Here is a 5322-nt window from a genome sequence, read left to right as displayed (position 1 = left end):
GTTGTTAGAACCATTTAGTAATGTCACTTTTTATCCAGATAGAAACGTCACCTTAGAGTAAGCTAAACTGAATGCAATTCTAAGGGGCTCAACGCATGTTGGTGACCATGTCAGATAAAGAGATCCACCGCCTACCGGTGATACAGGCAGTTTGTGAAAAGCGTCTACGCCGTCGTGATGCAGCATCACAGCTTGGCATTTCAGAACGTCAGGCGCAACGACTTATCAATCGTTACCGAGTTTCTGGTGCTGAAGGACTTGTCAGCCGCAAACGCGGCCAGCCCAGCAACCGCCGGTTGACCGAATCTCTCAAACTACGAGTACTCACGCTGATACGTGAAAACTACAGTGACTTTGGGCCCACACTGGCCGCAGAAAAACTCAGAGAGCGCCATAATATCCGGCTTTCAATCGAGACCGTCCGCAACTGGATGACGTCTGACGGACTCTGGGTCCCGCATGCTCGCCGTAAGTCACGGGTTTATCAACCCCGACATCGGCGTGATTGTCTGGGTGAACTTATCCAGATCGACGGCTCCCACCATGACTGGTTTGAAGGCCGTGCGCCAAAATGCTGCCTGCTGGTCTTTATCGATGATGCCACCGGGCGTCTGATGCATTTGCGGTTCAGCGAGTCAGAAACAGCCTTTGACTACATGCTGGCAACCCGGGAATACATCGAGCAGCATGGGAAGCCGGTATCGCTGTACAGTGACAAACACGCAATATTTCGCGTCAGTGGTCCGGAGAAACGCAATACCACCGTTACCCAGTTCGGACGTGTGCTTTATGACCTGGCAATCGAGCTTATTTGTGCCAACAGCTCTGAAGCTAAAGGCCGCGTGGAACGTGCGAATCAGACACTTCAGGATCGGCTGATCAAAGAAATGCGTCTGGAAGGTATAACCGGCATTGAGGCCGCAAATGCCTGGCTTGCCACTTTCATCGCTGACTTTAACAGCCGGTTTTCACGACCGGCTAAGTTCCCCAAAGATTTGCATCGTCCGGTGCAGGAAAGCCCCGATGAATTAAGAGACATCTTTGCCTGGCATGATGTTCGTACCGTGTCGAAATCACTGACCTTCCAGTACGATAAGATCCTTTATCTCATGGACACCACAGAAGAAAATAGCCGTCTTGCCGGTGAAAAAATTAAAGTACTGGATTATCCCGATGGCACCCTCGCCTTCCTCTATGGGCACCGGAGCCTTAAGTGCCAGGCATTTGATAAGCTGGCCTGTGTCGACCAGGGGCAGATTGTTGATAACAAACGTCTCGGGACTGTACTCCGACTGGCTCAGGTAAAACAGGATGAGCGGGAAAGCGAAGGCAAACGGGAACGAAGCAAAAAATCGCCCAGCCGTAAGGCTCAGGTGCGCATCCAGGAACAGCTCCGGGCTATCAATCCCGTTCTGGCAGACCCGAGCTTGTTTGTGGCAAGTTCAAAGCGATAGAATCGACCATCAGTGCTGCAAAGTACCGGAACAGTGAGTCCCCAAAAGGATACTTGAGATGATTAAATTCCCGACTACAAAGCGCGTTGATTTGTATAAAACTGCTGTCAGCTCTGAGCAATTACATCTAGATCTGGTTGCGGCTCAGGAGTTCATGTTCGATGCCTGGGAAAATGATGACCTGGAAGTTGTGCTGAAACTCATCAGAAAAGCTATCAAGAAATCCCCGCTCTGTGCTGACGCATACTCATTCTACTGCGAGATATCTCAAGAACCTCCTGAGTCAAAAATCGGGAAGCTGGAGACTGCTTTGTACGCAGCCAGCATTGCACTTGGCGAGGATTTTCAGGAGTTCGCAGGACGTTTCTGGGGATTTGTCGAAACACGTCCATATATGAGAGCAAAAGCAGCTTTGGCTGAGGCCTTATGGGAGTCTGGTAATTTTTATCCGGCTATGGCTCATAGCCGCGAAATGCTGAAGCTCAACCCGAACGATAACCAGGGGATTCGTCATTTATTAGCGAACTATTACCTTGAGCTTGAAATGGTGGATGATCTGGCCTTGCTACTGGACGATTATCCTGGGGATATGCGTTCGTTTTTTCAGTATACACGCGCCCTACTCGCCTACCGACAGTCATCCCCGGATGCCGATGATATCGCTAAAGCTGCGATTGATTCTAATAGACACATCCCCGGCTTGTTATCGAAGTGCAGATTACAGATCAAGTCTAACAGTGGATATATCACGTTAGGTGGAATGGATGAAGCCATTTATTATGTGAATCATAATATAAAGCCTTGGATTCGCACCTCTGGCGCAATTGATTGGATTGTAAATAATTCATTAAGTAAAATATAAGGATTTAGTTTTAATGTTTAATCTAATTATGGGCGGAGAACCTGACTATTTTGAACATTGGCCCATGTATGAACGGGTTAGTGGGAGTTGTGATTTTCCTATATCACGTATGTTAGAAGGCACCTCTGATGACATCCGGTTGAAGTTAACGCCTTTGAATGATAAAGCATTATCTTATATTGAGAAATTACCTACGCTTTTTATGTCAGAACTTTATTCCCGAGACAATGTTGAATACATTACTTTGCGACTTGGTGTAATTTCAAATCTACGAACAGTTAACAAAAATGTTGAGTTTGATTTCAGAATCACTCACTCACAAGATGATGTCGTAGTGATAAACAAAGAGTTATATCAAACAGCTTTAGAATTAGGTGCATATGGGCTGAAACGGACTCACTGGGGAATAAAAGCACGTGATTTAAATCAAACATTAGCACTTCTAAATATAACGACAAGAAGTACACCACTTCCTCCTACTGAAGCACTTCCTGATGAAGTTGATAACTACCCAATAATAGATAATGTTCAAAGTTTCATGGCGCGTGTTTTAGAACAAGATCATGAAGAAGATGCAGAAATATTTTATCGTGGACATTCTGATGTATCTTACGAGTTGGCTCCATCAGTTTTCAGGAAAAACAAAAAAGGTAACTTCAAGCATTTGCACAGTGAATCAAATTTAGTCCGTGAAGCCCTAACAGCAAGGCCAACTGAGTTTGTTGATGATAAAACAATGCTAGACAAGTTAGTAAGGATGCAACACTACGGACTACCAACTCGTTTGTTGGATATAACATCAAATCCACTAATCGCTCTGTATTTCGCTTGTTGCGACATTAGTAATAATGAAAATACAAATGAGGTTGATGGACATGTTATTATTTTCAAAACAAAAAGGGATCGTATAAAATTCTTTGACTCTGATACAGTAAGTTGCATATCAAATATATCAATGCTAAGTCAAACACTGAAAGATCAGCTGGATTGTAAAATGGACAAGGAGGCTTTCAATAAAACTGAAGCTTGTCAAAAACTCATACATTACATTAAAGATGAAAAACCTTATTTTAAAGATGTAATTATACCATCAGATTTGGAAAGGTTAATTTTCGTTAAAGGAAGAAATAATAATGAAAGGATGTCATCACAGTCAGGTGCATTCTTATTATTTGGGAATAATGCTGTTTATCCCGATTTAGTTTCAAACCCTGATGATGCTATGCAAGAGTTTAAAGTAGAAAAAATAGTGATCAGAAACAAAGCTAGAATACTTAAGGAACTCGCAAGGTTAAACATTACAGATGCGACAGTTTATCAAGGCATGGAAAGGACAATGAAACTAATTGCGGCCAAATTTTCCGCAGGAGATTGATCTTCATGTGGTTTTTTGACACACTAGCCTGTCGCTACTGGCATTGGTCCCTTGTATGCTAAGCATATGAACTCTGGTGTGTGTTGGACAGGAGCAATTAACCAGTCGTATAGTAAAATTTGAATGTAAAAATATAAAACAAGGAGTTGAGAATGAACCCCATTACTTTGAGTGAAATGAGTGATGAAGATGAAGAGGTAAAAATCATTTCTTCATATGAACCTCAAGATGATGAGATTGCGATCGTTTTTGATAGTTCAAAAATTACTGGAGGTAATGCACTGGATTTTTTCCAGTTCACCAAGCAATCACATTCTAATGTTAAAGTGTACGGAGATTCTAATGGTGTTTCGTACCTGCAATTAAACAGTATAACGTTAGCGTTAGGCACTTTCTTTGCCACATCAGTAATGATACCTTTTTTAGTAAATCTTGTTTCAAATTATATTCAGAAAAAAATTGATAACTTTGGAACTAGAGATATAGACGTTAAAGTCTCTATAATTAAAAAAAATAAATCAGGAAAACATGTGAAATACACTGTTTCTGGAAAAGTAGACGATGTTTTAAAAGTAATTAACAAAATCAAATAAAAATCTATATAGATATTATGAATATTCACGAAAAGTTAAAGCGTTGGATGTGTATTACTCAAGAAGATAGTGCTATTCTTGATTATCTTAATGCTGAGTTAAAAAAAGCTCAATCCTTGAGCTTGAATAATGAATCAAACAGATTGTTTTTATACAAAACAATTTTACTAGCCCATTTAAAATATATTCAAGTCATTAATTTACTTACAAGAGGTGATTTTTATGAAGCATGGGTAGAACTTGAAAGGATAGAAATAGATTTAATACATATTAAAGAAAATAATGAGTTTCTGCCTGAGGTTAATTTCTATGGTGTTAACTTCTTAGCGAGAATGGTATGTAATTGGCAGGCGTTATTCCCATATAAAATCTTCGGTAGTTCTCGTGAAATAATAAAAGAAGTGAAATGTTCAGTATGTAATACAACCCGTAGTTTTATTAATGATTGTGGTCATGTTAAAAATAAACTTTATAATGGAGTTCTTTGCTTTGATGAAGTGATCGATTTTGAATTAATTACTTATGACATAGTTAGTAATCCCGTTAACAAATGTAGTGTTTTTTTCTCCAATGATGGTGATCATTATAACTATTCAACTTTAATTAGTGTTGTCAAATACATACAATCCCCACATCAAATTTTCAATATTACGACCTGGAGATTTAAGGCGAAAGAACATGATGGAGTATTATCGCCAGAAAATATTTGTCCATGTGGAGATTCTTTAAAAAAATATGCAGATTGTTGTTTGCCACGTAATGGTATTTATAAAAAACATATAGATATTTGGTTTCCCTTCCCGTTGAATGTAGAACCTATTTAGAACCAGATATTCAATAACTAAAGATCCCGTTGACACAGATATTTCCATATTAAGATGTTTTCGTTATATTTTTATTCCAGTCTTTCATATTTAACTTTTGCTTTATTAATTGGTTGAGTGGGATAACGCAGCAGTCACATTAATATGATTACATAGGCTGAAAGTGCCCTTTCTATCTTGCACAAAGAGGTGACATTTTAAACTTGCTTTGACA

Annotated in this window: 5 protein-coding genes; all 5 read left to right on the top strand. The window is 39.9% G+C overall.

Annotation, left to right across the window (positions count from 1 at the left end; translation table 11 throughout):
* The first annotated feature begins 107 nt into the window (after positions 1 to 107).
* Positions 108 to 1454, top strand: a complete 1347-nt coding sequence (locus ACMWKK_RS25800; RefSeq protein WP_076611902.1) for an ISNCY-like element ISLad2 family transposase — start codon at positions 108 to 110, stop codon at positions 1452 to 1454.
* A gap of 58 nt (positions 1455 to 1512) precedes the next feature.
* On the top strand, positions 1513 to 2316 hold the full coding sequence (locus tag ACMWKK_RS25795) for a hypothetical protein (RefSeq protein WP_000589340.1): 804 nt from the start codon (positions 1513 to 1515) through the stop codon (positions 2314 to 2316).
* A 13-nt stretch (positions 2317 to 2329) separates the two neighbouring features.
* The gene (locus tag ACMWKK_RS25790) at positions 2330 to 3691 is read left to right on the top strand and encodes an FRG domain-containing protein (RefSeq protein ID WP_000482601.1); all 1362 of its coding nucleotides are present in this window, start codon (positions 2330 to 2332) and stop codon (positions 3689 to 3691) included.
* A 152-nt stretch (positions 3692 to 3843) separates the two neighbouring features.
* Entirely contained in the window at positions 3844 to 4284 is a 441-nt protein-coding gene (locus tag ACMWKK_RS25785; protein WP_016239970.1) for a hypothetical protein, read from the top strand.
* A 17-nt stretch (positions 4285 to 4301) separates the two neighbouring features.
* Positions 4302 to 5108 carry a hypothetical protein gene (locus ACMWKK_RS25780; RefSeq protein WP_016239971.1) on the top strand — a complete coding sequence of 269 codons (807 nt, stop codon included), beginning with the start codon at positions 4302 to 4304 and terminating at the stop codon, positions 5106 to 5108.
* Positions 5109 to 5322: the final 214 nt, after the last annotated feature.

The sequence above is a fragment of the Enterobacter sp. 01-M-03-SI-ECC genome, assembly GCF_047530215.1.
Classification (GTDB): Bacteria; Pseudomonadota; Gammaproteobacteria; order Enterobacterales; family Enterobacteriaceae; genus Enterobacter; species Enterobacter chengduensis.
This window is presented reverse-complemented; position numbering and strand designations above follow the sequence as displayed.

Excerpts from the sequence above, each read along its gene's own strand:
- ACMWKK_RS25800 (WP_076611902.1), top strand. The coding sequence starts at position 108 with ATGTCAGATAAAGAGATCCACCGCCTACCGGTGATACAGGCAGTTTGT.
- ACMWKK_RS25795 (WP_000589340.1), top strand. The coding sequence starts at position 1,513 with ATGATTAAATTCCCGACTACAAAGCGCGTTGATTTGTATAAAACTGCT.
- ACMWKK_RS25790 (WP_000482601.1), top strand. The coding sequence starts at position 2,330 with ATGTTTAATCTAATTATGGGCGGAGAACCTGACTATTTTGAACATTGG.
- ACMWKK_RS25785 (WP_016239970.1), top strand. The coding sequence starts at position 3,844 with ATGAACCCCATTACTTTGAGTGAAATGAGTGATGAAGATGAAGAGGTA.
- ACMWKK_RS25780 (WP_016239971.1), top strand. The coding sequence starts at position 4,302 with ATGAATATTCACGAAAAGTTAAAGCGTTGGATGTGTATTACTCAAGAA.